Annotated in this window: 23 protein-coding genes and 1 pseudogene; 10 read left to right on the forward strand and 14 right to left on the reverse strand. The window is 72.5% G+C overall.

Annotated elements, in window-relative coordinates; translation table 11 throughout:
* Positions 1–49 precede the first annotated feature (49 nt).
* Complete coding sequence (locus IAG42_RS34055; RefSeq protein WP_188340808.1) at positions 50–622, forward strand: suppressor of fused domain protein; 573 nt, start codon at positions 50–52, stop codon at positions 620–622.
* Positions 623–655: 33 nt separating this feature from the next.
* Here IAG42_RS34055 and IAG42_RS34060 read toward each other — a convergent pair whose 3' ends face one another.
* On the reverse strand, positions 656–997 hold the full coding sequence (locus IAG42_RS34060) for a VOC family protein (protein WP_188340809.1): 342 nt from the start codon (positions 995–997) through the stop codon (positions 656–658).
* A gap of 615 nt (positions 998–1,612) precedes the next feature.
* Positions 1,613–2,350 (reverse strand): annotated as a pseudogene (locus IAG42_RS34065) (MHYT domain-containing protein); the annotation flags it as partial.
* A 308-nt stretch (positions 2,351–2,658) separates the two neighbouring features.
* On the opposite strand from IAG42_RS34065, the gene IAG42_RS34070 reads away from it, so the two are divergent.
* On the forward strand, positions 2,659–3,486 hold the full coding sequence (locus IAG42_RS34070; protein WP_188340811.1) for an SCO6745 family protein: 828 nt from the start codon (positions 2,659–2,661) through the stop codon (positions 3,484–3,486).
* Positions 3,487–3,519: 33 nt separating this feature from the next.
* On the opposite strand, the gene IAG42_RS34075 is transcribed toward IAG42_RS34070, so the two are convergent.
* The 3 genes from IAG42_RS34075 to IAG42_RS34085 form a co-directional block, all read right to left on the reverse strand.
* The gene (locus IAG42_RS34075; protein WP_188340812.1) at positions 3,520–4,311 is read right to left on the reverse strand and encodes an alpha/beta fold hydrolase; all 792 of its coding nucleotides are present in this window, start codon (positions 4,309–4,311) and stop codon (positions 3,520–3,522) included.
* A 224-nt stretch (positions 4,312–4,535) separates the two neighbouring features.
* Positions 4,536–4,754, reverse strand: a complete 219-nt coding sequence (locus IAG42_RS34080; protein ID WP_188340813.1) for a hypothetical protein — start codon at positions 4,752–4,754, stop codon at positions 4,536–4,538.
* Positions 4,751–5,263 carry a carboxymuconolactone decarboxylase family protein gene (locus IAG42_RS34085; protein WP_223206281.1) on the reverse strand — a complete coding sequence of 171 codons (513 nt, stop codon included), beginning with the start codon at positions 5,261–5,263 and terminating at the stop codon, positions 4,751–4,753. Before IAG42_RS34085 ends, IAG42_RS34080 begins: the two co-directional genes overlap by 4 nt.
* A 104-nt stretch (positions 5,264–5,367) precedes the next feature.
* Here IAG42_RS34085 and IAG42_RS34090 point away from each other — a divergent pair, with 104 nt between their 5' ends.
* Both IAG42_RS34090 and IAG42_RS34095 read left to right on the forward strand, forming a co-directional pair.
* Complete coding sequence (locus tag IAG42_RS34090; protein WP_188340815.1) at positions 5,368–5,916, forward strand: TetR/AcrR family transcriptional regulator; 549 nt, start codon at positions 5,368–5,370, stop codon at positions 5,914–5,916.
* 52 nt (positions 5,917–5,968) lie between these two features.
* Complete coding sequence (locus tag IAG42_RS34095; RefSeq protein WP_188340816.1) at positions 5,969–6,856, forward strand: alpha/beta hydrolase; 888 nt, start codon at positions 5,969–5,971, stop codon at positions 6,854–6,856.
* A gap of 62 nt (positions 6,857–6,918) precedes the next feature.
* On the opposite strand, the gene IAG42_RS34100 is transcribed toward IAG42_RS34095, so the two are convergent.
* Positions 6,919–7,806: a LysR family transcriptional regulator gene (locus IAG42_RS34100; protein ID WP_188340817.1), complete on the reverse strand. Its 888-nt coding sequence runs from the start codon at positions 7,804–7,806 to the stop codon at positions 6,919–6,921.
* Between the two features lie 151 nt (positions 7,807–7,957).
* Here IAG42_RS34100 and IAG42_RS34105 point away from each other — a divergent pair, with 151 nt between their 5' ends.
* Positions 7,958–8,479, forward strand: coding sequence for an allene oxide cyclase barrel-like domain-containing protein (locus IAG42_RS34105; RefSeq protein WP_188340818.1), 522 nt, complete (start codon positions 7,958–7,960; stop codon positions 8,477–8,479).
* Positions 8,480–8,532: 53 nt separating this feature from the next.
* The gene (locus IAG42_RS34110; protein ID WP_188340819.1) at positions 8,533–8,973 is read left to right on the forward strand and encodes a YybH family protein; all 441 of its coding nucleotides are present in this window, start codon (positions 8,533–8,535) and stop codon (positions 8,971–8,973) included.
* A 106-nt stretch (positions 8,974–9,079) separates the two neighbouring features.
* Here the strand turns inward: IAG42_RS34110 and IAG42_RS34115 are convergent, their stop codons facing one another.
* From IAG42_RS34115 to IAG42_RS34125, 3 genes are all read right to left on the reverse strand, one after another.
* Positions 9,080–9,679, reverse strand: coding sequence for a DUF6058 family natural product biosynthesis protein (locus tag IAG42_RS34115; RefSeq protein ID WP_188340820.1), 600 nt, complete (start codon positions 9,677–9,679; stop codon positions 9,080–9,082).
* A 148-nt stretch (positions 9,680–9,827) separates the two neighbouring features.
* Positions 9,828–11,117: a hypothetical protein gene (locus tag IAG42_RS34120; RefSeq protein WP_188340821.1), complete on the reverse strand. Its 1,290-nt coding sequence runs from the start codon at positions 11,115–11,117 to the stop codon at positions 9,828–9,830.
* A 62-nt stretch (positions 11,118–11,179) separates the two neighbouring features.
* Positions 11,180–11,635: a GNAT family N-acetyltransferase gene (locus IAG42_RS34125; RefSeq protein ID WP_188341745.1), complete on the reverse strand. Its 456-nt coding sequence runs from the start codon at positions 11,633–11,635 to the stop codon at positions 11,180–11,182.
* Positions 11,636–11,789: 154 nt separating this feature from the next.
* Between IAG42_RS34125 and IAG42_RS34130 the strand changes: the two genes are divergently transcribed.
* Both IAG42_RS34130 and IAG42_RS34135 read left to right on the forward strand, forming a co-directional pair.
* Positions 11,790–13,718 carry a hypothetical protein gene (locus tag IAG42_RS34130; RefSeq protein WP_188340822.1) on the forward strand — a complete coding sequence of 643 codons (1,929 nt, stop codon included), beginning with the start codon at positions 11,790–11,792 and terminating at the stop codon, positions 13,716–13,718.
* A gap of 33 nt (positions 13,719–13,751) precedes the next feature.
* A complete protein-coding gene (locus IAG42_RS34135; protein WP_188340823.1) occupies positions 13,752–15,107 on the forward strand; it encodes a tetratricopeptide repeat protein in 1,356 nt (451 codons plus the stop codon).
* Between the two features lie 74 nt (positions 15,108–15,181).
* Here IAG42_RS34135 and IAG42_RS34140 read toward each other — a convergent pair whose 3' ends face one another.
* The 3 genes from IAG42_RS34140 to IAG42_RS34150 all read right to left on the reverse strand — a co-directional run bounded on the left by IAG42_RS34140 (position 15,182) and on the right by IAG42_RS34150 (position 18,117).
* A complete protein-coding gene (locus IAG42_RS34140; protein WP_188340824.1) occupies positions 15,182–16,021 on the reverse strand; it encodes a patatin-like phospholipase family protein in 840 nt (279 codons plus the stop codon).
* Between the two features lie 195 nt (positions 16,022–16,216).
* Positions 16,217–16,888 (reverse strand): response regulator, encoded by a 672-nt coding sequence (locus IAG42_RS34145; protein WP_188340825.1) that lies wholly within the window; start codon positions 16,886–16,888, stop codon positions 16,217–16,219.
* Between the two features lie 17 nt (positions 16,889–16,905).
* The gene (locus IAG42_RS34150) at positions 16,906–18,117 is read right to left on the reverse strand and encodes a sensor histidine kinase (protein WP_223206282.1); all 1,212 of its coding nucleotides are present in this window, start codon (positions 18,115–18,117) and stop codon (positions 16,906–16,908) included.
* Between the two features lie 274 nt (positions 18,118–18,391).
* Between IAG42_RS34150 and IAG42_RS34155 the strand changes: the two genes are divergently transcribed.
* Both IAG42_RS34155 and IAG42_RS34160 read left to right on the forward strand, forming a co-directional pair.
* Positions 18,392–18,955 carry a peptidoglycan-binding domain-containing protein gene (locus IAG42_RS34155; protein WP_188340826.1) on the forward strand — a complete coding sequence of 188 codons (564 nt, stop codon included), beginning with the start codon at positions 18,392–18,394 and terminating at the stop codon, positions 18,953–18,955.
* Positions 18,956–19,054: 99 nt separating this feature from the next.
* A complete protein-coding gene (locus IAG42_RS34160) occupies positions 19,055–19,558 on the forward strand; it encodes a hypothetical protein (RefSeq protein WP_188340827.1) in 504 nt (167 codons plus the stop codon).
* Here the strand turns inward: IAG42_RS34160 and IAG42_RS34165 are convergent.
* Both IAG42_RS34165 and IAG42_RS34170 read right to left on the reverse strand, forming a co-directional pair.
* Entirely contained in the window at positions 19,500–21,140 is a 1,641-nt protein-coding gene (locus IAG42_RS34165; RefSeq protein WP_223206283.1) for an amidohydrolase, read from the reverse strand. The genes IAG42_RS34160 and IAG42_RS34165 overlap by 59 nt on opposite strands.
* Positions 21,141–21,228: 88 nt before the next feature.
* Positions 21,229–22,659, reverse strand: coding sequence for an MFS transporter (locus IAG42_RS34170; RefSeq protein ID WP_188340829.1), 1,431 nt, complete (start codon positions 22,657–22,659; stop codon positions 21,229–21,231).
* Between the last annotated feature and the right edge of the window lie 117 nt (positions 22,660–22,776).

Here is a 22,776-nt window from a genome sequence, read left to right on the forward strand (position 1 = left end):
GCGATTAGTGTCGGGGGTGCGAGGCCGACACGAAGACGAGGAGTGCCCGGTGCCGGAGCTGATCGATCACCTGGAGAGCCGGCTCGGACGCATGGCCGGCGCCTGGTCGACACGTGACGGCGCGCCGGCCGGCACTCCGCAGGTGGCGGCGTTCCGGGACGGCCGGCTCGAGCGGGTGCAGGCGTTCACCACGATCGGGCTGTCGCGGACGCCGTTGCGGTCACCGGACTCCGATCGCCACTACCACCTGGAACTCCTTGCCTGCGACTACGTGCAGGACAGCGAGGACTACGGCCCGCTGCCCGCCGTCGTGGAGTTCGTGGCCGAGCGCATGGTGGAGTCGGGGCACGCGGTCCTGCGCGGGGACGTGATCCCGCTGCCGGTTCCGCTCCCGGGGGGAAGCAAGACGGCTCTCTATGCCGCGCTGCCGGTCTGCTTCGACGACGCGTTCGCCTCCGTGACGATCGAGAACGGCAGCGAGGTCGCGATCGTCTGGCTCGTTCCCCTCACGTCCGCCGAGGCCGACTTCGTCCGGGCCAGGGGCTGGCAGGAATTCGAGCAGGCGCTCGTGGCCCAGGACCCGGACCTTCTCGACATCGGCCGCGCGGGCCTGGACCTGTGACGACTCCGCCCTGTTCGGCTCGCACGGGTTCCGTCACTTCGATTCGCCGCCGAAACTGATCTCGTTGCCGTCCGCGTCCCGGTAGACGACCTTGGTCACGCCACCGGCGTAGGTCTCGCGGCTCACCGGCTCGATGCCCCGCTGAGCGGCCCCGGCCACTCGTTCGCCGAGGTCGTCGACGAACGACAGCACCAGGGCGTTCCCCGCCCGTTGCGTGTCCTCCACGATGTAGACGTGCCGGTGCTCCGCCACTTCCCACACCGCCTCGATGTCGTTCGGCTGCATCGACGGCGGGGCGCCGAAGAGCCGCTCGTACCAGGGCAGGGCCACGGCGTAATCGGTGACAGGGATCCCTGCGAAGAGGTCCAGTGCCATGTCGTCGTCCTCCAGGGGAAGTCGATCGGGTGTCTCTGTCCGCGTCTGTGTACGTGGGTTGGCTACGGTGACCAGTGATCAGCTGTCGACCCGTCAGAGAGTGAGAGCACCCCCGATGATGCCGCCCTTCTGTCCTATATGTCGTGTCCCGTACCAGCTTTCGGACTTCGCGTACGAGGACTTCACCCTTGTGTACTTCAAGGCCACGACGACGTATCCGGACGACTGGGCCGGTCACCCGGAGAACTGCGAGTGGTTCTGCCCCACGCACCTTCCGCTCACGGAGGGGCTGACGGACCTGCCGGCGAGGGAAGCGATGAAGCTCATCCAGGCGAGGCTCCGTGACGCGACGGAGCGGGGCGCGTAGGAGTGGCGCGCGGGACGACCTGAGCGCCTGCGGGTGTCAGGTCCGGCGGTGGCTGCCGGGGCGTGGGCGTTCGTCCCGCCCGGGCGCGGAGGGCCGGAACGCGGAGAACCGGTCGTCGGCGTACGCGTTCCCGTTGTGGCGGGCCTGCCCCGGCATGCCGGCGGGCTGCGTGGAACGCTCGCGCCGCGCCAGGGACGGCACGTCCACACTGAGGCGTTCCGAGGGCGAAGCCGCCCGGTCCGGGTGGGGCCCATCACCATCAGCGGGTCGAACATCACGATGGCGCCCGCGATGACGAGGAAGGCCAGGGGGCCGATGAGCATCGGGACGAGCATGTCGAAGGACGAGCTGGTGATGAAAGCGGAGGTGCCGCCCGAGTGCAGGTGGACCTTCAGGGCGGCCATGCCGGTGTAGTGCATGCCGGTCACCGCGACGCCCATGATCAGGCTCGCGCCCAGGCTCCAGGCGAGGCCCTTGTCCTGAACCGCCGCCCACAGTGCCGCGGTCGCGGCCACGACGGCGATGACCAGCGACAGCGCGACGGTGGAGGTCTCGTAGTCGAGCGAGGCCCCGCGTACGGTCATGGCGGCCATGCCCATGTAGTGCATGCCGCCGACTCCCAGGCCGGTGATGACGCCGCCGGCCAGGAGCGCCGGCACGGTCGGACCCTGGAAACCGACGATGAACACGCCCACGCTGACCACGGCGATGGCCACGACCAGACTGGCGTAGGTCATCGTCCACTCGAACTCGACGGGCGCGCCGACGACGCTGAAGCCCATCATCGCGATGAAGTGCATCGTCCAGATGCCCGAGCCGATGGCCCCGGCGCCGAGCGCCAGCCAGGCAGGGCGGCGCCGTGAGCGGTCGAACCTGAGGGAACGGGTCGTGCAGCGCAGCCCCAGGGCGCTGCCGAAGTACGCCATGGCGTACCCGACGGCGGGTGTCACTGCCCCGTAAGTGAACCCGTCGATGGTGCCTTCCATGAGAAGCGCAGCCTTCCTGGCCGATATGGAGGGACGAGGAAGGTCAGCCCCCGTCCGCGTTGTGGCAACTGCCGTGAGAGCCCGTGCAGTTGGTGGTGCGGCGAGGAGTATGGCAGCGGGTCGGCTCGTCCGGGGTCACGAAGTCGCCACGGGTGGGCCACACTTCCCGCACGCGCGGGAGGGCCCGCGCCCTCACACGCGCCGTCGACGCGCCTCGTGCAGTGGGATCGACACGTCGCCGGCCGTCGTCCGCCCGGGCCGGGTGCCGTTCCCCGCAGGGCGGCCCGGACGCGGGCATGATGGAGGGCATGACCCCGATCGCCCGCCGCATGTACGAGCTCCTGGAACCCCTCTGTCTGGTCACGTTCTTCGCCGAGGAGTGCAACCAGGAGCTCGCCGCGCTCGGCCACCGCACCTACTGGGACGGCTACTTCGCCAGTCGCGCCGCTCCCCTGGGACGGGTCCCGGCGCAGGTCGTGCACGCGGCGTTCTACAACTTCGCCGACGGGGAGGTCGCACGGCACATCCCCCGCGCCTGGGAGACGATCCCGCCCGAGGAGTCACTCGCCGCGCGCGAACGGGGCAGCGCGGCCTCGCTGCGACGCATCCTCGGCGCCGAACTGGCCGGCTCCCCGGGCCTGGTGCGCGCCGCCGACCTGACCGCCGAAGCCGCCAGGAGCGCGCCCACGGAAGGCCGCGTCATGTACGCCGCCATGCGCACCGTCCCCGTGCCCGAGGACCCGGTCGCCCGGCTGTGGCACTGTGCGACCGTGCTGCGCGAACACCGCGGCGACGGGCACATCGCAGCTCTGCTGAGCGAGCGCATCGGCGGTACGGAGGCGCATGTGCTGTCCGCGCTGGAGCAGGGCATCCATCCGCCGGAGTCCTTCGGCCGCATCCACCACCTCCCGAAGGAGCGGCTGGCCGCGGTCATGGACGGGCTGCGCGAGCGCGGGATCGTCGACGCGGACGGGTATTTCACCGACGCGGGCCGCGCCACCAAGCAGCGCATCGAAGCACTCACCGACGACCTCGCCGCCGCACCGTACGAGGCGCTCGCGCCCGCCGATCTCGCCGAGTTGATCGCAGTGCTGGAGCCCATCTCGGCGAAAGTGGTCGCTGCCGGGTCGCGGTGAGCAGCGGTGCGGCGTGGCCCGGCAGGAGGCGTCTCATGAGTGCCGACGGCAGAAATCTCGTACGGCTCGGTTGAAGTCCTCGGGCCGTTCGAGGTTGCTGAGGTGTCCTGCGCCGGGGACGACGACGAGTTCGGCTTCCGGGATCGCGGCCTGGAACTGCCGGGCGACGGTGAGCGGGGAGCGTACGTCCTGTTCGCCCCACAGCAGGAGGGCCGGCACCGAGACGGTGGGCAGGAGGTCCCGCTGGTCGGCCTCGGCCATGAGGGCCAGTTGTGCCCGCAGGGTGTCCGGCCGTGCGGCCGCGGCCATCGCGTCGAGCAGCGGAACGTACGGGGCGGGCGGCGCACCCGCGAACAGTCCCGGTACGGCGATCGCCGGGGACCCGGTCGGTGGCGCGTCGAGCATGCGGCGCACGCCTGCCACGCGGGCCGCTACCTCTTCGGTGGGCAGGGAGCCCTTCCAGCCGGCGTAGGTGTCGGCGAGGACCAGGGTGCGGACGAGGTCCGGATGGTGGCGGTAGAACTCCAGGGCGACGGTGCCGCCCCAGGAGAGCCCCGCGACGTGGGCGGGACCGAGGCGCAATGACCTCACGAGCGCGGCCAGGCAGTGCGCGTAGTCCGCGAGAGTGAAGGCGGCGGGCAGGTCGCCGGAGCGTCCCGTGCCGGGTTCGTCCCACGCCACGACCGTGAACACGTCGGCCAGCGCGTCGAGTTGAGGCGTCCACGCGCGGGCGTCGTCGCCCGCGCCGTGCAGCAGGACCAGGAGCGGCCCGGCCCCCGCACGGTCGTACGCGAGGGGCAGCCCGTCGGCCCGCACGGTCGCCATGTCACCAGGCTAGGCCCGCCCGCCGGCACTGTCGAGGCACGGTCCACGCCGCAGGTGCCGGCCGCCGGCTCCTGGAGCGGGCCCAGGAGGCCGGAGAGGTACGAGGCGACATCACGGCCACCCGGGCTGTACGCCACGATCGCGGCGGCGGCCTGGGCCCACGAACACACCCCGCAGGAGACGGACCAGGTCCTGACCGTCCTCATCGACGGCCTCCGGACCCGCTAGGCCTCCATCTCGCCCTCCTCCTCGACGGTGATCAGCCGGACGGCGGGTGCCGAGACCAGTTGGACACGCGGGACACCCGGCACACGGATGGTGACGAAACCGCCCTCGATCGCGAAGTCGACCCCCGTGACACGGCTGACCCGCCGTCCGTCGGCGCTGAAGACCGCGTAGCCGGTGACCAGATCGATCGTGCCCTTGCGCCACTGACGGCTCATGCCGACACCTCCGGGAAGTCGAGCTCGGGCCGGGCCAGGTGATTGAAGTGATTGGACAGGGTGTTCAGCGCGACATGGGCGACGATCTCGCCGAGCTCGGCATCGCTCACCCCGTGCTCCCGGGCGCCGTCCAGCACGGCGTCCTCGACCCGGCCGCCCGTGCGCACCACCTCACGGGCGATCCGCAGCACGGCATCGGCGTGCGCGTCCCCGTCGTCGGCGCCCTCGCGCGTACGGAGCAGCTCCTCGTCGCTCAGCCCCAGCTTGCGGCCCCGCAGCGTGTGGGCGCTCACGCAGTACGTGCAGTGATTCTCCTGGGCGACCAGGAGGGCGAGCTGCTCGCGGAGCCGGGCGGACAGTACTCCGCGACCGAGGTGATCACGCAGCGCCAGGTAACCGGCGAGCGCGGCCGGGGAGTTGGCGAGGGTTGCGTACAGGTTGGGCACCCGGCCGAGCTGTCGGCGGGTCTGGTCGAGAAGTCCTGACGGGTCGTCGGTGAGCTGTGGCATGCGCGGCACGAGTCCTCCAGATGGTACCGATCGGTTCCAATCCCTTGTGCCGAGACGGTACTGATCGGTTCCATCTCCGTCAAGATCCGGCTACCCTGGCCCCCATGGCCACCCACGCACGCGAACGCCTCCTCGACACCGCCGAGGAACTCTTCTACGCCGAAGGCATCCGCGCCGTCGGCATCGAGCGCATCGTGGCCGAGTCCGGCGTCGGCCGCGCCTCCCTCTACCGCCACTTCGCCGGCAAGGACGAGCTCGTCGTGGCCGTCCTCCAGCGCCGCGACCAGGCCTGGCGCACCTGGCTCGCCGAACGCGTGGGCGCCCTCGGCGGCCACCCCCTGGACATCTTCGAAGCCCTCACCGAACGCTTCGCCAATCCCGACTTCCGCGGCTGCGCCTTCATCAACACCATGGCGGAGACCGCAGACACCGACAGTGCGGCCTACCGCGCCGCCGCCGCACACAAAGAACGTGTCACCGCCTACGTCGCCGACCTGCTCGCGCAGAACGGATGCGCGGAGCCCGAGACCCTCGCACGGCGCTTCGTCCTCCTCATGGACGGCGCGATCGTCACAGCGCTGCGCGAACGCACCACGGCCCCCGCGACAGAGGCCCGCGCGGTCGCGGCGGCCATGCTGGCCGCCGCGAGCTGAACCCGTCCGCCCGTCGCGCCCGGGCTGCCCCAGAACACCGGTGGAGGACCGCATGATCCCGCCCGAACTGCTCGCCCAGCTCCCCGCCCCGCACCCCGACACCGCCGCGCTGCCACCGTTCGCGCAGCGGGCGGACGGGGTGCGGACGGTCCGGGGTGTTCCCTACGCACTCGTGGACGGTGGGCGCCCGCTGGAGCTCGATCTGTGGCTGCCCGGGCCGTCCACCGGCGAACAGCCCGTCCCTGTCGTCCTGTTCGTCCACGGTGGCGCCTGGCGGCGGGGGCGGCGCGACGACATGGGGCTCCACACCCGCTCCTGGGGCCCGGGCCCCTTCGAACGCATCGCACGGGCCGGTTTCGCCGTGGCCTGCGTGGACTACCGGCTCAGCGGCGAGGCGACGTTCCCCGCACCCCTGGACGACCTGGGCGCCGCCCTGCGCTGGCTGACCCTGCGCGACAAAGAACTCGGGATCGATACCGCACGAACCGTGGTCTGGGGCGAGTCCGCCGGCGGGCACCTCGCGTCCCTGCTCGCGCTCACCCACGACGGGCCGCGCCCGGCAGCGGCCGTCATCTGGTACGGACCGGCCGACGTCAGCGCCGCCCGCCCGCCGTTCGACCCCGCGGCGCCCGACACCATGGAGGCCCTGCTCCTCGGCGCGGCTCCCGCACGCGTACCCGACCTCGCGCGGGCGGCGAGCCCCGTGCACCGGGCCCGGGCCGGCGCGCCGCCCTTCCTCCTGCTGCACGGTGAGGACGACTCGATGGTGCCCGCCGACCACAGCCGGGACCTGGCCCGTGCGCTGCGGGAGGCCGGTTCACCCGTGGAGCTGCGGGTGGTGCCGCACGCCGACCACGGCTGGTACGGCCTGGACGGGCCGGCCGTCGAGGACCTCTTCCGCGCGTCCCTCGCCTTCGCAGGACGACACGCGGGGCTCTGAGCCGGTCCGACGAAGGTCGTGGTGAACGCGGCACCGCGGGCCTGACCTGCCGGCGCCACCCCTCAGCGCGGCGGGCGCGCGGTCCAGTCCCAGGAGCTGAGCGTCGTACGCATCAGGCGGGCCGCGGCGGTGAGCCGGGTGCCGGCGCCCCAGTGCAGGGTGAGCCGGCGGCGGCACTCGGGGCTGTCGACGGCGATCCAGGAGGCGGCGCCGGGCGGGGCGAGCTGCCGGGCGAGGTCGGGTACGAGGCCGACGCCGAGCCCCGCCTGGATCAGGGCCGCGATCGCACTCAGCTCGTCCCCTTCGCACACGATCCGCGGCACGAGGTCGTGCGCCGCGAACAGCCGGTCGAGCAGGCGGCGTTGCCAGTGCCCCGGGTGGGCGGCGATGAAGGACTGGCCGGCGAGTTCCGGCACGGACACCGAGGCGCGGCCGGCGAGCGGGTGCCCGGGCGGCGTCACCAACCACACCGGCTCGTCCAGCAGTTGGACCGATTCCAGGCCGTCCGCGGGGATCGGCTGCGAGGCCGCGCACAGATCGACCTCCTGGGTCAGCAGCCGTCGGGCCATGTCAGCGGCCGGTGCCTGGTGGAGCTCGACCTCGACGTCCGGGTGGGCCCGCTTGTACGCCGCGAGCGGGCCAGTGAAGGTCAGGAAGGTCTCGGACGCCAGCCGCACGCTGCCGAAACCCTCGTCGGCGAGTTCGGCCACCGCGCGCCGGCCCGCCTCCAGTTCGCCCAGCGACCGTTCGGCGTAGTCACGGAAGAGCCGGCCGGCATCGTTGAGCCGCAGTCGGCCCGCCCGGTCGAACAGTGGAGTGCCGAGTTCCTTCTCCAGTCGGGCGATGGTGCGGCTCAGTGAGGGCTGGGCGATGCGCAGTTCCTCGGCCGCGCGGCTGAGGTGCTCCAGTCGTGCGACCGCGAGGAATTGTCGTAGTGAGTTCAGATCCATCGGCATCACCGTTTCCGCGCGCCGGGCATGCCTTCCAGGGCATCACTCCATAGCAATATTGATCTTAGACGTGATAGCTCCACAGGCATACCGTCGTGGTGTTCGCCCCTGCCGGACAGCAACGCATCGCATCGCAGCGAAGGAGCACGCCATGTCCAGGAACCCGTGGAGAGCGCTTGAGGACAGGTCCTGCGGCGCACGGGCGCGGCGCAGGAGGATCGCGGCCGCCGTGGCCGCCGCCCTGGTGATCGGTGCCGGCACCGCCGCCCGCGCCGCGGCGGACACCTCGCACGACGGGGGCACGGAGGTGATCGAACTCAAGGTCCGCAACGACCAGTACGCCGCCGACGACAAGGCACCCGAAGGGCCGAGCCTGGGCGACACCTACGTGTACTCCGGCGCGGCGGTGCAGGACGGCCGTACCGTCGGGCACGGCGGCGGCACCTGCCAGGTCGTCCAGGTCGAGGGCGACACCCCCACGACCCAGTGCCTGATCACGATCGAACTCGACCGCGGCTCGCTCACCATGCAGTCGCTGTGGACGAGCGGACCGGGCTCCCTCGACATGGCCGTCACCGGCGGCACCGGCGACTTCGGCAGTGCCCGGGGGACCGCCCGCTACTGGGACATCGGGACGGCCGACGAGCGCGTGCGCGTCGAGATCCTGCACTGACAGTACGGAACGGCACACATCAACTGGTATCAACGGACGGGAAGATGGGACTCATGGAGACGCAACGCGCCACGGAAGAAGCCGAGATCCGTCGTCACATCGACAAGCTCGTCGAAGGGCTGGAGAAGAAGGACCTCGAAGCCCTGAGGCGACTCTACGCACCGGACATCGTGTCCTTCGACGTCCAGCCGCCCCTGCAACACGTGGGCGTCGACGCCAAACTCGCCAACTGGGCCCCCGTTTTCGCCGCCTTCGAGACCGTCACCTACGAGGTGCGCGACCTGGTGGTGACCGTGGGCGACGACGTGGCCTTCGCCCACGGCTTCGGCCGGCTCGGGGGCACGCTCAAGGACGGGACGGTGATCGGCGGCATGTGGGTCCGGGCCACCCACTGCCTGCGCAAGACCGGCGGGGCGTGGCTGATCGTGCACGACCAGGTGTCGGTGCCCCTCGACGTGGCGACCGGCGCAGGAGTGACCGATCTCCAGCCGTGACAGGGGGCTGATCACCCGTTGAGCGCTCGGGTGCATTGCTCGTCGACCCTGATGGCGCATGTCGCGATGGTGGTCGATCCGCGGAACACCGGCCGATGGATCCAGGTCACGGGCGCGGGAAGCGGGCGCGCACGGCGTCGATGCATGTGTCCCGGGACGTGGGCCCGCCGAACCGGAGACGGTCGTAGGCCGTGAACGCCGGTTCCAGCGTGTCGAGTTCGTCGACGAGAGCGTGCAGCCGCTCGAGCCGCGGCGCTGAACCGGCATCCGGTTCGTTCGGCGCGGCGCTGATCGCGGTCGTCAGGTCGTCCTTGCGCTGAATGGCGGCCGGGGTGACCGAGTGCAGGCACACGTACTGTCCACTGAGATACGCATTCCACTCCGCCTTCCCGGTGACCGGGTCGGCCCAGTGCGCGGTGAACCATGCTTCGAGCAGCTCTACGCCACCGGCTTCGTCGGCGAGAGCGAACAGGTCGGACGGCACCATCTCGGCATCGTCGGAGCGCAGATATCCCGGGAGCGGCAGACGACGCCCCAGCATCAGCCGGCGGACCGCATCGGCATCGCGGCCATGGACCGCGCACAGCTCCTCCAGGGCAACGAACTGCGCGCTGACATATGCGTCATCGGCATCGGTCATCGGATGGACCCCGTTGACCTCGCGGTATCGCTCGGCGAGCTGCTGCTTCAGATCTGTCTCCGACATCGGGTCCCCTCCGGCACCTTCCGGCGCGGGCATCTCCCACACCGGACGCGCCACGCTACCGACCGGACGGTTCGGCGCTCACCGAACCATCGAGGGAAGCACGACAGTACGAGGGCACCTCGAACCGAGCCGGGATCGGCGGGCCGTGTCAGACGGGCAGCAGTCCCGGGAACGGCCCGTGCCCCACGTCCGGCGCCGTGACCGCGAGCCAGCCGTGTCCGCGCACGACCGTGCTCGCGCCGACCAGCTCCGGATCGACCGACAGGTAGGCGCAGGCGGTGCGGGCGCCCGCCGTTCCGGCCTCGGGATCCGCCTCCTCGGACTCGGGGTCGAAGCCGGGTTCGTTCATAGCGAGGTCCTCCCACGGCAGCGGGTCGCCCTCCCACTCCGGGTCGCTGTAGGCCGCGTACCGCCGGATCACCAGGCCGTCCTCCGCCACGAACCAGAGATCCGAGCCCTCGGCCCCGTCGACGTAGAAGAGCTGGGCGTGTCCGCACGCCTCGCTGACGCGTTCCACCGTCTCGATCATGTCGTTCCAGTGGTCGTCGCCGACGAGCAGCTCGAACAGGCCGAACACCAGCCGCCAGCCGTCCAGTTCGGGCGTCACGAAGGCCCGGCCGACGCCGCGGCGGGGATCGTCCGGGGTGGGGATCAGGAGCTCGTCGCCGTACGCGGCCGCCACGCCCGCCGCGACCGTCACCGGGCGGCGGTCGTGCAGGTCCAGCGCGTCGAAGACGCCCTCGTACGTCGCCCCCGGCACGGCCAGCCACCAGCCGCTGAGCTGCGGCGACGGCAGCCCACCGACCCCGCCCGGGAGCTTCGCGTTCACCAGCCGCTCCAGCAGCGTGCGGTCGCGCTCGTCGAGGGCGTCGAGACCTCCGCCCTCGAGCAGCACGCCGAGCGCTCCCCGCCGAACTCGCAGGGAGGCGGCGGGATCCCGGCGCAGGGCGCGCAAGCGCGGCGCGTGCGACGCGTACAGGGCTCGCGCGTACGTGGAGACGTCACCCGCGAGATCACCGCCCCGGGCGACGACCTCCAGCAGGGCCCGCAGCCCGGCCTCGGAGTCCACCTTCAGGCGGATCAGGCCCTGGAATCCGTAGGACGCGAGATTCCGGTCGGCATCGACCGCCAAGGCCGCGTACTGCTCCGCACAGCGCGCGTCGAAGCAGGGGAGCAGCCGGCTGACCACGAAGCCGTGCAACTCCCCGCGGCGCGTGGCCGCGAGGACCTCGTCGAAGGCCCGCGGCCCGATGCGCTCCAGCACGGCCTGATACGCCGTCACGTGACGTGTCGCCGACGGGCCGGCCGCCCCGTGCATCAGGCCCGGCAGCGCGCGTTCGCCGTGCGCCGCCAACTCCTCGACGGCTGCCGCCACTTGTGCGGAGTCGGCACTCTCCAGATCCCCGACGAGCTGCCCGATCTCGGATTCGATCTTCATAGGAAGATCCTAGGGGTGCGTGGTGGGCGCTCGGAATGCGAGGCGGGGGTGGGCCAGGACCGTCAGAGCGGCCTCGTCATGAACACACTGCTGGGGTCGGGCCGGTAGTCGGCGAAGGGTGCGCAGTACTCGAACCCGAACTTCTCGTACAGCCTCCTGGCGGGCAGGAAGAACTCGGCCGAGCCGGTCTCCAGACTCAGCCGGGTGAAGCCGAGCCCCTTCGCCTCGGTGAGGATGTGCCCCAGCAACCGGGACGCGATCCCGCTGCGGGTGCGCCCCGGTGCGGTCCGCATCGACTTCAACTCGGCGTGACCGGCGTCCAGTCTGGTGATCGCGCCGCATCCCACCACGGCGTCGTCCTCGTGCGCCGACCAGAAGGTCACCTCGGGGCGGCGCAGCCCGTCGAGGTCGAGCGCGTGCTTGCTCTCCGGGGGCGTGAGGGACCGCATCTGCTCGACGTGGTCGGCGAGGAACCGGGCGATCCGCGGTCCGGACAGGTCGTCCACGACGATCCTCACCTTGCTCACTGATCCCTCCGGTGGGGCGGCTGTGCGTACGGCGTCACTCTAGAACCTCGGTTTCGCCGAGTCGCTCCGGCCCGGGCGTCGGAGCAGGCCGGCCCTGTCGGGAACCGCCTTGTCCCGCGGCAGGCCCGCGGGGGATCATCGCCGCGTGCCACGCCCGGAGAAGCTTCATGGACTGCTCGCCCGCGCCGGACTGACGGTCGTCGGGGAGGTGAGCCCCGGCGGTCTGTTCCCGCCCGAGGCCGGGTGGCGGATCGCGCGGGGGATCGCGGCACCCGACGGCGCGCGGCGGGGCGCGATCGACGACTCCTGGTGGCGCCGGCTCCAGGGCGTCGAGGGCGAGTTCCTGGTCGCCGTCCTCGGACACCGCATCGGCGGCAACGACGCCTGGTGGACCCGGGTCCGTCCCGACGACGGCACCGCCGTGCCGCAGCTCACCGGCGATCCCGGATTCGTGGCGCTCTCCCTCGACGGACAGGTGCTGCTCGCGCGGGTGCCCGGAGAGGGCGGTCCCCGGGCCACGGCTCTCGACCGGTTGCCGGAGCGGTTGGAGGAGGCCGCCGAGGCCGCCGGGCGTGAGACGGAGGCCCAGCGCGCCGAGACCTGGCAGGCCGTGCCCGGTCGGCCGGCGTGGCCACTCCACTGGGCGGACGGCATCGGGTCCAACCCCTCCGCACCGGACGCACTGCTGATCCGCCTGCTGGACGTGGAGGCGGGCTTCCTGCACGGCTGCGACCGGCCCGCCGTGCTCGACGCCGCCCTGGCGCACCCCGACCCGGAGGTGCGGGCGCGCCCCGCGGACACCTTCCGGCCCAGACTCACGCCCGCCCAATGGCTGCGCCTGATCCGCGCCGAACCCTCGCCGAACCGGCAGGTGCTGTGGGCCCGGCACGCCGGCGCCCGCGGCATCGAGATCCCCGAGGACCTGTACGACGCGCTCCTCGCCGGGTCTTCCCGCGCCCAGGCCGCCACCCTGCCCGGACTGCCCGCCCACCACCTGCCGGGCCTCGCCACCGACGACGACCCCCGCGTACGGGCGGCCGCCTGTGCCCGGTGGACCGACCTCGCCGCTCCGCTGCGGACGGGCCTGCTGACCGACGCCGACGACACGGTACGAACGGCCGCGCTGCTCGCCCACCACACCCACGACGCGCCCATGCCCCACGAGGTCTTCGCCGCACTCCCCGAACCCCGTCATGAGGCGCTCGAACACTGTCGCTTCTCGGCCGGGCTGGAGGCGGAGCTGGTCAGGGACGCGGACCCGGAGGTGCGCCGGGCGCTGGCCGCCAACCCGCGGCTCGGGGCGGCCGGAGTCGCCGCCCTGGCGCAGGACCCGCACGGCGACGTCCGCGCCGCCGTGGCGCGGCGTGCCGACCTCGACGAGGACCGACGCGCCGCCGTGCGCCACGACTTCGACCCGACGTCCATGTCGTACACCCTGGACTGGGTCGAGGACCTGCACGACGACGCCGACGCGATGCGCCGCCTCGCCGCGTCGTCCCATCCGCTCGTCCGCCGGAGCGTGGCCCGCGCCCGGCACCTGCCGCCGGATGTCGTGGAGCGTCTGGCCCGGGACGAGGACCGCACGGTCCGCCTGTTCCTCGCCGAATCGTGCGACGACGCGCCGGAGGACATGCTCCTCGAGGTGTGGCGCTGGTGGGACGGCAGCTTCAGTCACCCCGGCCGCCCCCGCAGCCACCCGAACTTCCCGCGCACGAACCTGCTGCGCCTCGCCGACGCCCCCGAGGGACGCATGCGCCGCCTGGCCCTGGACGACCCCGAGTCCACGCCCGCCGACGTGGCACGGCTCGCCCGCGACCCGGAGACCGAGGTGCGTCGCCGCGCGGCCGAGGACCCCCGGCTCGCACCGGCCGACGCGGTACGGCTGCTGAACGACCCGGCGGTCCACGTCCGCGAGACCGCGATGCGCAACCCACGGCTCCCGGCCCGGGTCCTCGCCGGACTCCTCCACGACCGCGACACGGCCCGTACGGCGGTCACCAATCCGGCGATCCCCGTCCCCGTCCTCCAACGCGTCCTGTCCGCCGCCGAGGAAGCCGTGGCGGCCCGCCGCTGAACACCCACCCGCACCTGGCTAAGGTGCGTTGCCGTGGACGTCGCTGATCTTGACCACCGGACCCGGACAGAGTCGGGCTGCATCCCACCGGGTCTGGTCTCCCGGCTGCTCGAACGCGGGCATGCCGAGGCCGTTGCGCGGTGGGCCGGCCGCGGCGAGTGGTTCTGCGCACGGGAGTGGGCACGTCTGCTGGGGGAGCAGGGCCGCCGGACGGAGGCCCTGGAGGTGGTGGCTCCCTATGCCGCCACGGGCTGGTGGCCGGCGATCACGAGTACGGCCGGACTGCTGGAGAGCTGGGGGCGGGCCGGCGAGGCGATCGCGTCGGCCCGAACGGCGATGGAGGAAGGCAGGGACCCCCTGGCGCTCGCGTTCTACGCCCGCCTGCTCCACCGGCACGGTCGCGGCGACGAGGCCTTCGAACTGCTGCGGCCGCACATCGACGAACACCGGACCTTCGCCGTGGCCCTGGTAGACGTCGCCGAAGGGGCCGGGCGCCACGAGGAGGCCGCCGAGCTGCTCGCCGCCCGTGTCCCGGAGGAGCACCGCTGCGACGGCCCGTGGTGCTGCCGCGGCCTCGATCCCGACACGGCGATCGGCCTGCTCGCCACGATCCGTGAGCGGCAAGGCCGCGTCGACGAGGCGATCGCGCTGCTGCGCACCCGGAACACCACGTCGCTCAACGGCCGGGACCAACTGGCCGATCTCCTGGCCCGCCACGACCGGACCGAGCAACTGCACGCGTATGCGGCGGCCGACGAGCTGGGCCACGTCGCACAGCGCCTCGCGGAACTGCTGGAGGAACGCGGCGACGTCGCGGCCGCCGTCGCCGTCTACCGGCAGGCCCGCGACACATCGGCCGGCCACGCCACCCTCACCGTGGAGCTCGCGCACCTGCTGGCCCGGCACCACCGTGCGGACGAGGCGATCGAGATGATGCGGGACCTGGCCGAGGCGTCGGGCGCGGACGACTGGATCCTGGACGTCCTGTGCACCCTGTACGCCGACCACGGCCGCCCCGAGGACGGCCTCGCCCACCTCGACGCGATCGAGCGGCGCAGCGGAGAGGCGGAGTGGGAGCTCTTCCGGCTGCGGCTCCCGCTGATGGCGGCCTGCGACCGCATCGACCAGGCGCTCGTACAGGCCCGCGCCCACCCCGAGGGCGACACCTCGTACGCGGCGTCGCACCTGGCCGCAGTCCTGGCCGCCGCCGGCCGCACGGAGGAGGCGGTCGTGCTCCTGCGTCCGCACGCGTCCGCGAACAGCCACGACCTCGCGGCGTACCTGATCGAACTCGGCCGCGTGGACGAGGCCGTGACCGTCCTGCACCAGGACCGGACCGGTCCGCCGCGACGATCGAGCGCGGTCCGGAGCCTGGAGCCCCCGTTCTGACGAGCTGATGGCCCGACCGGCGCGGCGACGTCCGTCGCGTCGACGATGCGTCACTGCCGGGTGAGGACCGAACGTCAGCCCCGCCAGACGTCGGCCACGGAAGACGCCATGGCGCGGGCCTGGGTGTGACCGGCCCGGGCGGCGGCGGGCCTGCGGGTGTCGTCCGTCATGTCGCGGCCCATGACGCGGCGCGCGGCGCGGTCCGGGGTCAGCAGGGTGACGCGTGTCCCGTCCTGGGACAGTTCCGCGGCCTGCTCGGCGGCGCTCAGATGCGGCCCGACCGCCCGGGGGATCGGGACGACCGCCAGGACGTGGCGATACCCGCGGGCGAGCTGGAGGTTGGCGGTCGAACGGCTGCCGCCGTCCATCCAGCGCCGGCCCGCCACGGTGACCGGAGGCCAGACGACGGGCACGGCGCAGCTCGCCGCGACCGCTTCGAGGAGGGGCACTCCCGACCGTGAGTGGAAGACCTCGACCTGTCCGGACCGCGCGTCGATCGCGGTGACCCTGAGCTCCTGCTCGGGCCAGGCGCGGACGTCGCCGAGAAGGGTGCCGACGGTGTCGAAGACGTCCGATTCCGGGCCGGTCGGGGCGCTGAGCGCGGTCCGGGCCAGGCGTTCGACGGACCGCTGCGGATCGCGGGAGCCGAGCGCCGCCCACAGGAACCGTGCCGTCTGCCGGAGCGTGACCGGCAGATCGACCGCGTCAGCACCGGAGAGCTGGCGCTCGTAGAGATCCGCCGCCGGGACGCCGGCCAGGAGCCGTGACCCGAACACGGCACCGGCGGAGGTGCCGATGACCACGTCGGCGCTCCGGAGATCGATCCCGGCCTCGGTGAGCCCGGCGAGCGCCCCCGCCAGCCAGGCACCACCCACGGGCCCGCCCCCTCCGAGCACGAGTGCGGTGTCGGACACGCTGCCTCTCCTCCTTGCGAGCGACGGGCATCCAGCCCGCGAACTGAAACGGGGAGCGCTCCCCATTTGAGTGTCCGACGATAGCACTCGTAGCGGGGATCGTTCCCCGCTACGAGTGCTACGTGTGCTGCGAGGGCCACGACACCGACGAGACCTACGAGACCCTACGAGTGGCCGGTCGAGGGCCGCGCCCCGTCACTCGCCCCCTGGTGCCACCAGCCCCGCCTCGTACGCCAGGACCACCGCCTGGGCCCGGCTGGTCAGGTCCAGTTTGTTCATCGTGCGGTTGAGGTGGGTCTTGACCGTGGCCTCGGAGATGAACAGGCGTTCCGCGATCTCCAGGTTGGACATGCCGCGGCCCGTCAGCCGCAGCACCTCCGTCTCCCGCGCCGTCAGCTGCTCCAGGGCGGACACCGCGGGGAGGGGAGGCGTCGTCGCCGCAGGCGCGGTGAACGTCTCGACCAGGCGGCGGGTGACGCTCGGCGCGAAGAGGGTGTCGCCGCCGGCCACCGCGGCCACCGCCGTCAACAGCCGCTCCGGCCCGGTGTCCTTCAGCAGGAAGCCGGACGCACCGGCGCGCAACGCGTGGAACACGTACTCGTCGAGGTCGAACGTGGTCAGGATCAGCACCCGGGGCAGCGGCTCGTGGTCGGCGGCAAGGATCCGTTCCATGGCGTCGATGCCGTTCATCCCCGGCATCCGGATGTCCATCAGGATCACCTCCGGCCGGCAGCGCAGCGCCTCCGACACCGCCTGCGCACCGTCCGCCGCCTCGCCCACCACCTCGAACCCGTCGGCGGCCTCCAGCAGCCCCACGATCCCCGCGCGCACAAGGAACTGGTCGTCCACCACAAGCACCCGCGTCATCGACCGCCGTCATCCCCTCAACCGCCGGCGTCCTCCCGAGCCGACGGAGCGGACGTCGGCAGGGTGAGCCGGACCTGGAAGCCCCCCTCTGGGCGCGGGCCGATCTCCACGCTACCGCCGTAGAGCCGCACGCGTTCCCGTATGCCGATCAGTCCGTGGCCCGTTCCGGCTTCCGGAGCGCCGCCGGTGCGCTTCAGGGCCTGTCCGGTGGCCGCGCCGTCGTCCGTGACGCTCACCCGCAGCGCGTGCGTCCCGTACGACACCCGCACCACGGCGCTCGCCGGCCTCGCGTGCTTCAGCACGTTGGTGAGCGCTTCCTGCACCACCCGGTACGCGCACAGCCCGACGCCCGGAGGCAGCGCCCGCTTTGGCCCCTCGACGACGAGTTCCACCGGCACGCCACCGGTGCGCACCCGCGCCACCAGTTCCCCGAGCCCGTCCAGCCCGGGCACGGGTTCGTACGACTCGGGTCCGCCGTTCGCCCGGCCGCGCAGCAGCGTCAGCATCCGGCGCATCTCCGTGAGCGCCTCGTGGGAGGTGCTCTCGATGGTCGCGAGGGCGGTTCGCGCGGTGTCGGGGGCGGTCGTGAAGACGTAGCGCGCGAGGCCCGACTGCACGGAGATCACCGACATGTGATGCGCGATCACGTCGTGCAGCTCGCGTGCGATGCGCGCCTGCTCCTCGGCCACGGCGCGCCGCGCCTTCTCGTCGCGTTCCGCGCGCAACTGACGTGTCAGTTCGGCGAGTTGCTCCCCGCGCTGTTCGGACTGCCGCGCGGACTGCCCGAAGCGGACCAGGATCGCGGGAAAGACGACGGCCATCGCGGCGGCGGCCGCCACGGAGCCGTCCGGCGCCGCGTAGCCCGCGTACACCCAGACCGCGCCGAGCGCGACGGCCGCGGCGACGGCGGTGCGGAGCGGGCGGGTCGCGGCGACGGTGTACAGGGCCAGCAGCGAGGCGAGGCTGTTGACCGCGGGCCAGTGCCCGAGGGCCACGTACAGGGCCCAGACGCCGTAGACGACGGCGGAGACCGCGACGGGGGCGCGCCGGCGGGCGACGAGGGCGAGGTTGATCACGCAGGTCAGCGCGAGGCCGAGGACGCCGAGACGCGGGTAGCCCTCGCGGCTGTCCTGTTGGCCCAGGAGCAGGGCGCATGCCAGATAGGCGAGCGCGATGCCGGTGTCCACCACCAGGGGGCGCCGGGGTCCGTTGATCCGCGGGTGCCGCACCGTCGCAGGGTAGCCGGGAGACCGGGCGAGCGGCGTCAACCTTCCGCGGTACCGCGGAAGTTGCAGGAACCGCGGGCGTACCGCGGCTCTCACGGCCGATCTCCAACCGCCAGGGGACGTGCCCGCGCCCGTCGGTCCGTAGCTTCTTCACCACGACGAGGGCGGCCCAGGCGGAACAGCCGGGGGACGGCGGGCCGCCCTCGCCGTGGTCGCGGGACTCACGGGGGTCCCGACGGGGGACACAGGCCCGCGGCCATGACCGAGGGGAACAGACATGTCTGTACGTACGAAGGCGGCCGCGGCCGCCGCGGTCCTCGCGCTGGCCGGCGGCGCCGCGCTCACCACGACGCCGGCGTCGGCCGACGCGTCGGCCGGCGCGGTGACCGGCGGCGGTGGCTGGTACGACGACTGGTACGACGAGGGCACGGTCTCGTCGTCGGCCTACAGCCACAGCAACCTGGCGGCCATGTGGCAGGGCATCCTGTGGGCGGACAGCGTCTACGAGCAGAACGGCACGCCCACCGACCTGTCGGACATCGACTGCCGGTTCGGAGCCAACACCACGTACTCGACCAAGCGTTGGCAGAGCCGCTACGGACTGACCGCGGACGGCAAGGTCGGCCCGAACACCTTCAAGAAGGCCGCGTCGCGGGTCTTCGTCAGCAGTTGGAACGGCTCCACCGGCACGTTCTGGTACGAGGGCCGGACCGCGTCCGGCGCGCGAACGGGCAAGAACGTCGGCTTCCGCCGGGTCACCGGAGGCTACTGGCAGATGTACAACCAGGGCGAGTGGAAGACGGTCTACTACCGCACCGCCAACTTCAACCACTGCAGCTGACGCCCGACGCTCCGCAGCGGCCGGCCCCCGCCCACGAGGGTGGGGGCCGGCCCGCCACGGCCGGGGATCAGCGCTGCGGTCGAGCGCGAGGAGCCGCTCATGAACGTCCACGGCATCGCGGAGACGCCGAGCGAGCACGTCCGCTTCGCCGCGTACCTCGACATGCTGCGGCACGTCCGCGAACCGGACGAAGTCGCTCTGGTCGCCCGCGTACTGGCTGATCAGGACCGGACGATGGCCCGGTCGGCAGTGCTGCGGCACCTCGACCTTCGAGCCGCCGACCTCTGCGACGGCCCCGCCTACCCGCACTGGGCACCGGCGATGGCCGAGGCCGTCAGCGGCCACCCCTTCCTCGTGCAGCGGCTGCGCGAGTGGACGCTCCTCCGCGCCGTCGCGCTCGACCAGCCCTGGCAGGAGGACGACTTGCTCGCCTCGTCCGACTGGCTTCAGCTCAAGGCCGCCGCCGGGTCCCACGCCCGGGCTATCGAACTGCTCGCCGAACGTGGGCGCACCCAGCGGATCCGGAACGCCGCCCGGGCCGGGCTCAGCGGCGGAAGACCGTCACGCCCTCGACGATCGTCTCGTCGACCGACGCGTCCTTGATCTCCTCCACCGGGACCGCGAACAGGTCCCGGTCGATCACCACGAGGTCCGCGTACTTGCCGACGGTCACCGAACCCCGGTCGCCGTCCACGAAGTTGGCGTACGCGCTTCCCATCGTGTACGCCTCGATCGCCGCCGCCAGACCGATCGTCTGGCCGGGCACCCACGCGTCGCCGCCGCCCGGGGCGCGGCGCGTGACAGCGGTGTAGAGGTGGGCGAGCGGGTTCATCTCGGCGACGTTCCAGTCGCTGGAGAAGGCGAGCCGCGCGCCCGCCTCGCGCAGGCTGCGGAACGCCCAGGCGTGCGACCAGCGCTGCTCGCCCACCCCCTCGGCCCAGTCCTTGCCCGGGCCGGCGACGTCCGGAGCACAGTGCCGCGGCTGCATGCAGGCCACGACGTCGAGCGCGGCGAACCGGCCGACGTCCTGCGGGTGGAGACACTCGACGTGCACGAGCTGGTGGCGGGCGTCGCGCGGCCCGTTGGCGGAGCGCGCGGCCGCGTGCGCGTCGAGGGCCGTACGGATGCCGCGGTCACCCGTGGCGTGCGTGAACGTCTGGAAGCCGCGCCGGTCGAGCTCGGTGAGCACCTCGGCGAACTCTCCGGGCTCGTAGAACGTACGGCCCCGGTTGCCGGGTTCATTGGCGTACGGCTCGAACAGCGCGGCCGTGTGGGGCTCGACCACGTCGTCGATGTACAGCTTGAGCGGGCCGACCCGGAAGCGGTCGTCGTCGAACCGCTTGGCGCACCGCTCGAACTCGTCGAGTTCCTCGGCCGTCGTCCCGCGCGGATGGAACAGGGCGGCGACGATCCGCGAACGCAGCCGGCCCTCGCCTCGGGCCCGTTCGAACAGGAACAGGTCGTCGGGGGAGTTCTGCGGTTCGACGACCGTGGTCAGACCGTTCTCGGCCGCCATGTCGAGCGAGGCGCACAGGCGCTTGTAGCGGCGCTCCTCGCTCGCCCACGGGAGGAACTCCGCCAGTGCTCGCTGGCCCCGCCGGGCCAGTCCCAGCACGGCGAACCCGGTGACGAACCCCGTCGGTTCGCCGGTCGCCGGATCCTTCTGGACGACGCCCCACGGCAGCCGGTCGGTGTCGCGGGTGATGCCCAGGCGCCGGAGGGCGGCCGTGTTGAGCCAGACACTGTGGACGTCGTACGTGAACACGAGCGCGGGACGGTCGCCGGTGACGGGGTCCAGGTCGGCGGCGGTGGGCATGCGCGCCCCGGGAATCGCGCCGTAGTCGAACGCCTCCGCCTCGATCCACTCCGCGTCGGGGTTCGCGTCCGCCCAGGCCCGGATGCGGGTGTGCACCTCCTCCAGGGAGCCGGCCCCCGCGAGTTGCACGCTGTCGGCGTCCGAGCCGAGCCGGACGTGGTTGTGGGCGTCGACGAAACCGGGCAGGAGCATGCGCCCGCCGAGATCGCGCACCTCGGTCTCCGGTCCGGCGAGCGCCGTGACCTCGGCATGGGTGCCCACGGCGGTGATCCGGCCGGCGGTCACCGCCACGGCTTCGGCGCTCGGGAGGCCGGGGTCGACGGTGTGGACGCGGGCCCGGGTCAGGACGAGGTCGGGTGCGGGGTGCACGGAACTCCTTGAGATGGATGGGGAGGGAGAGGGGAGGGGCTGTGCGGGTGGGCCGGGGAGTGGGGACTGCTCCCGGGCGAGCAGCCGGTCAGCCGGTCCGCGTCGTGTCGGCAGCCGCGGCTGCGTCCGTGGTGCCGCCCGCGCCACCGGGAAGCACGCCCGCATCAGCCGCTTCCGGCGCGTCGAGGGACTCGCCCGCGTTCGCCGCCGGGCGGCACGCCATCAGACACACGGCGCTGACGGCCGCCATGGCGGCGAAGGCGACCGCGACGGGCACCCAGGAGTTGCCGAAGGAGGAGTAGAGCCAGGTCGTCGCCGCGGGGGCGAGCGTGCCGAGAAGGCCCGCCGTCTGGAAGCTCATGGACAGGCCCGTGTAGCGGACGCGCGGCGCGAACCACCCCGAGGCGAGCGTGCCGAGCGAGGCGTACGCGATCGTGCTGGCCAGCATGGGCAGGCACATGGCGAGCCACAGACCCGCGACCGAACGGGTGTCGGCGAGCCAGAACATCGGGAAGGCCGCGACCAGGTGGAGCAGGACGCCGATGAGGGTGACGCGGCGCAGGCCGTAGCGGTCGGCGAACAGCGCGCTCAGCGGGGTGCACACGATGACGACGACGGAGGCCGCGGTGCCGGCGGCCGCGGCCTGGGCGTCGGTGAAGCCCAGCTCCGTGACGGCGTAGGTCGACATGAACGTGACGACGATGTAGTAGCCGCCGACGGTGATCAGGAACGCGCCCGTGGCCAGCAGCCACGTCTTCCAGGCGTGCCGCAGCACACCGATCACCGGGGCGGACTCCTTGTTCCCGGCCGCCGGCCCGGCGGCTTCCTCGGCGCGCCGGGCGGCCTCGAACTCGGGCGACTCGTCCATCGAGCGGCGGATGATCAGGCCGACGGCGACGAGCACCGCGGACAGCAGGAACGGGACGCGCCAGGCCCAGTCGGCCAGCGCGTCGTGCCCGAACAGTGCGACCAGGGCGAAGACGCCGGTCGAAAGGAAGTAGCCGACACCGTCGCCGAACTGCGGGAACGAGCCGAAGAACGCCTTGCGGCGGGGCGGCGCGTGCTCGACCGCGAACAGCACGGCCCCGCCCCACTCGCCGCCCACGGCCAGGGACTGGATCATGCGGATCAGGACGAGGAGCAGCGGCGCCAGGACGCCGATCTGGTGGTACGTGGGCAGCAGGCCGATGCAGACGGTGGCGGCGCCCATCAGGGTCATCGACCAGATGAGCGCCTTCTTGCGGCCGTGCCGGTCGCCGATGTGACCGAAGAGGATGGCGCCGAGCGGCCGGCCCAGCGCCCCGACGAACAGGGTCGCGAAGGACATCACGGTGCCGAGGGCCCGGCTCATCTCGGGGAAGAAGAGCTCGGGGAACACCAGCGCGGCGGCGGTCGCGTAGATGCCGAAGTCGTACCACTCGACGCTCGTGCCGATCATCGCGGCGGTGGCGATCTTCCATGGCCCGGAGCGGCGTGGCGCCCCTGCGGCGGGGGCTGGGGTGCCCGTGGACTGGCTCATGCGTGGCTCCTTGGGGGACATCGATTGGGTTCGGGGTGGACCCAAAATCGATGGGGCGACGCTAGGTCCGCCGTTGCGGCCTGTCAATAGGGTTCGACGCGATCCCAATAGACTGGT

It is taken from the genome of Streptomyces xanthii, assembly GCF_014621695.1.
In the GTDB taxonomy this organism is placed as follows: domain Bacteria; phylum Actinomycetota; class Actinomycetes; order Streptomycetales; family Streptomycetaceae; genus Streptomyces; species Streptomyces xanthii.